The organism is Oleiphilus sp. HI0132, from assembly GCF_001635845.1.
The window spans coordinates 1-3,865 of record NZ_LWGJ01001084.1 but is presented as its reverse complement, the minus strand read 5'-3'; the positions used below and the strand labels follow the sequence as shown (position 1 = coordinate 3,865).

Genomic DNA, 3,865 nt, shown 5'->3' with positions numbered 1-3,865 from the left:
ATAAACGTCTTATAATATATCCGATATTTCTGAATATCGGATATATTGAATATCAGAAAATCAAGGCTATGCTTAATCTAAAGCTCTTTGATAACGATTAAGAAATGAAGGACCCTAAGCGAAACCCGCCATCACCAATCATTGATAACCTAGAGTTTATTGGCAATCCATTTAAAGTCGCGCCGCAGAGCCCAAACTGGATAAGCTTTTCTGACGCTCAGCAAGATCTAGAGTTGTCATTGAAGTTTCTTTATAGCTATAACGGCAGTACAGCCACATTCAATAGCTATCGAAGAGAGCTCGAACGACTTTTACAATGGTCCTGGCAAATCGAAAAGACTTCAATTCTTGAGCTACAGCGTGAGCACATAGAAGAATTCATTAATTTCTGTATCAACCCACCTGAAGCTTGGATAGGTATAAAGAATGTCGCCAGGTTTAAAAAGTCGCCTGACGGGAGGATACCTAATAAAGACTGGCGCCCGTTTGTTGTTAACGTGTCAAAAGAAGAGTTCAAGCGAGGAAAAGAAGCAAATATTGGGGAATACTTTCCTTCTCAAGCTGCGATAAAAGCAACGTTTACAGCGATATCCTCATTTTATGACTATCTTCTGCAAGAGGGCGAAGTTTCATCTAATCCGGTCGCCTTAATACGACAAAAAAGTAAATTCATTAGCCGTGATCAACAAGCTCCAATTGTTCGCAGAATTAGTAATATTCAATGGGATTACGTCCTTGAAACGGCTGAGTTGCTAGCAGATCAAGATCCGGAAGAGCATGAACGCACACTGTTTATCATGAATGCGTTGTTTGCGATGTATCTCCGAATTTCAGAGCTAGTTGCCGATGAGCGCTCGACACCACTAATGTGCGACTTTGAGCGAGATCGAGACGGAAATTGGTGGTTTAAAGTTACAGGCAAAGGAAACAAAAACCGAAGAATTACAGTTTGCGATGACATGCTGAAATCTCTCAAGCGATATAGAGAGCATTTAAACCTAAGCCCGTTGCCTAGCATTAATGACAAGTCACCAATCTTGCCTAAATACAAGGGTTCTGGTGGCATTACTAGTACGCGTCATGTTCGCTTGATCGTTCAAAATTGTTTCGATGCTGCTCACAATAGAATGCTAAAAGATGGGCTCGAGCAGGATGCGGATGACCTTAGAATTGCTACAGTTCACTGGTTGAGACATACGGGAATTTCGGAAGACGTCAAACATCGTCCTCGCGAGCATGTACGAGATGACGCTGGTCACGCCAGCATGGCCACTACAGACAGATATATAGAGTCAGATCTACGTGAAAGACATGAATCCGGGCGCAATAAGCGAGTTAGAGAAATTTAATAATAGGTCCGGATAAAAAGATCTGTAATATTTCCTAGTAAAACAGATAGTTACAGCTCTAAATGTAAAATCTGCTCCCTATATTGTTGAGGAGCCTACCTTAGGTAAAATTTTATAAGTAGTTAGTTTCCTATTAGTCATTAGTAGCAAGGGTATTTGGTAGTATGAACTCACCTCTAGAGGTCTTACGTGAGCAGCGCCAGGCAGCTATCGCGAAGCAAGACCCAAGCGCAAAATATTGTTCTTTCGCGACGCTAGAGGAACACTGCCCATCCCAAGTTAGAATGCGAACACTCGTTGTGCGAGAGATATCTACTGAGTCTTGCCTATTATTTGTAAACCGCTTAGCGCAGAAGAACTTATCAAACTTAGCAGCTAACAAAGCTGAAGCGCTATTTTTTTATCCTTCTCTTATGTGTCAGTTCAGAATGCGTGGGAGTTTATCGTTATTGTCTGCCTCTCAATTAGAACCCCATTGGCATCATAAACCTCACGCATCAAAGCTTTTAGATCACTACTATGCTCGTTACCAAAATCAGAGTTCTGAATTAAATGATCGAAAAACCTTGGAACAGGCTTTATTGGAGTTAAAGAAAATATATCCAAACTCTGATGAAGTGCCCTTTACAAAAGACGCTTTAGGTTTGCTTATTACTGCTGATTACTTAGAAATTTGGCAGGCTCATGATAGTGGTGTGCATGAACGGTCTCTATTCACCAAACATGGTTCTATATGGATAGAGCAGCTGTTGGTTCCCTGAATAATGGTCTTTTGCCGGATGATTGCAATCTATTTCCCTTATACAGACGTATTTAATAAGTACCCTCTATAAATAGGAAATAGCGCAATGATCAATCTATTTAAGCAACACACAATGAAACGCTTGATTAAGGAATATGAAAGAAAGCTGACCTACGCTTTCGAGGCTCAAAGAATGGGTGATATGAGAGAGTATGCCAAGCGAACCCAGGATGCTGATTTGGTATATCAGCAAATAAAGGATCGGCAGCAGTCTTAAACTTGTGAACGCATCAGTGAAAAGACCTTCAGGCGCCATGCTAGAAGGTCTGTTTAGTATTACTGGTGTAAAGGACATCCTTTAAACCTGCGTTCACGTGCCTGATAATCCTGAGCCTTGACCTCCCATCCTTGAAGGTTGCTGTCGATTATCGATTCTAGTAAATCAATATGGCTCCTATCTGAGTTTAACGCAGGGATATACTGATAACTTTGTCCGCCGGCTTCTAGAAAATAATCTCGATTTTCCACGGCAATTTCCTCAAGCGTTTCTAAACAGTCTGATGAAAAACCAGGGCAAAATACTTGAACAGATGAGACGCCTTTATCGGGGAGTGATTTCAAGGTGTGGTCGGTATACGGTTTAAGCCACTCAGCTTTACCAAAACGCGACTGAAAGCTTGTGATAACTTTATCCGCATCAATATCCAGCGCTTCAGTTAATAGTCGAGAAGTGACTTGGCAATGACAGTAGTATGGGTCACCTAACTCTAAGTATCGTTTGGGGACACCATGAAAAGATAGCATGAGCTTGTCAGCCTGGCCGTTCTCAGACCAAAACTGTTTTATTTTATCGGCCATTGCTTTGATATACAGCGGATGGTCGTGATAAGAATTTATAAAGCGGAGTTCAGGCACCCAGCGACGCGCTGTTAGTTCTGTAGAGATCGCGTCAAAGGTGGAACCGGCAGTCGCACCTGAGTATTGAGGATACAAGGGAAGGATCACTAAGCGTCGAGCACCTTCTTCTAGCATTGAATTCATTACCTTGTCGATGGAAGGGTTGCCGTAACGCATCGCAAACTTGGTAACAAGCTTGTCACCCCATTTGGTTTCTAGCCTCTTGCTTAAGGCTTTTGCCTGCTCTTGTGTGTGCGAAAGCAATGGTGAACCATGCTCCGTCCAAACCGAGGCATAGGCTTTAGCCGACTTTTTTGGACGTATGCGTAAAATAATGCCGTGTAAAATTATCAGCCAGATAAGTCGCGGAATTTCTACAACTCGAGGGTCAGACAGAAACTGTCTGAGGTAAACTCGTAAAGCTTGTGGTGTTGGTCCGTCGGGAGTACCTAAGTTGGTAATTAACACACCTATTTTATCTTCTTGAGTGTGAGTGAAATCGTCTAGTCCTTTAAATTTCATAATACCTGTTCCTGTCAGTAATGCTTGTATCAACAAGATTGATTGTTTGTCGCGCTATGGCAAGGATACTTGTCTAGAAAACTGCATCATGCACTTAATTAATTGTGCATGATGCAGGAGTGTGGCTTGAGGTGACTAAAACTCTTCGACTGAAAAGTCCATGATGCTACTCTTTCCAGATTTTATGTCTGAAAGCAATGCCTCCATTTCTGGTGCGTATAAGCGGAAGAAGTGTTCAGCAGCTTTACGCTTGCCTTCTAGGAACGCTGCTGGGTATTGTTTGGCTGTTTCTGCTTGCTGCGTTTGAGCGGCCATTCTGGCCCATAATACAGCTAAGGTGGTTAGTGCAAATGTT

General features: G+C 42.2%; 5 protein-coding genes. 3 read left to right on the top strand and 2 right to left on the bottom strand.

The features are described from left to right. Window positions 1-104 precede the first annotated feature (104 nt). From A3766_RS14025 to A3766_RS29675, 3 genes are all read left to right on the top strand, one after another. Entirely contained in the window at window positions 105-1,349 is a 1,245-nt protein-coding gene (locus tag A3766_RS14025; protein ID WP_068465882.1) for a site-specific integrase, read from the top strand. A gap of 164 nt (window positions 1,350-1,513) precedes the next feature. Continuing rightward, window positions 1,514-2,110: a hypothetical protein gene (locus tag A3766_RS14020; protein WP_068510218.1), complete on the top strand. Its 597-nt coding sequence runs from the start codon at window positions 1,514-1,516 to the stop codon at window positions 2,108-2,110. An 87-nt stretch (window positions 2,111-2,197) separates the two neighbouring features. Beyond that, window positions 2,198-2,368, top strand: a complete 171-nt coding sequence (locus A3766_RS29675; protein ID WP_156490163.1) for a DUF6435 family protein — start codon at window positions 2,198-2,200, stop codon at window positions 2,366-2,368. 59 nt (window positions 2,369-2,427) lie between these two features. Here A3766_RS29675 and hemH read toward each other — a convergent pair whose 3' ends face one another. After that, complete coding sequence (hemH, locus tag A3766_RS14015) at window positions 2,428-3,510, bottom strand: ferrochelatase (protein ID WP_068516530.1); 1,083 nt, start codon at window positions 3,508-3,510, stop codon at window positions 2,428-2,430. Window positions 3,511-3,645: 135 nt separating this feature from the next. Next, window positions 3,646-3,865, bottom strand: a 220-nt coding sequence (locus A3766_RS14010; protein ID WP_197479574.1) for an acyl-CoA dehydrogenase C-terminal domain-containing protein, incomplete at its 5' end; no start/stop codon positions are given.

Bases quoted from the DNA above. Each gene is read 5' to 3' on its own strand.
- A3766_RS14025 (WP_068465882.1), top strand. From the start codon at position 105: ATGAAGGACCCTAAGCGAAACCCGCCATCACCAATCATTGATAACCTA.
- A3766_RS14020 (WP_068510218.1), top strand. From the start codon at position 1,514: ATGAACTCACCTCTAGAGGTCTTACGTGAGCAGCGCCAGGCAGCTATC.
- A3766_RS29675 (WP_156490163.1), top strand. From the start codon at position 2,198: ATGATCAATCTATTTAAGCAACACACAATGAAACGCTTGATTAAGGAA.
- hemH (WP_068516530.1), bottom strand. From the start codon at position 3,510: ATGAAATTTAAAGGACTAGACGATTTCACTCACACTCAAGAAGATAAA.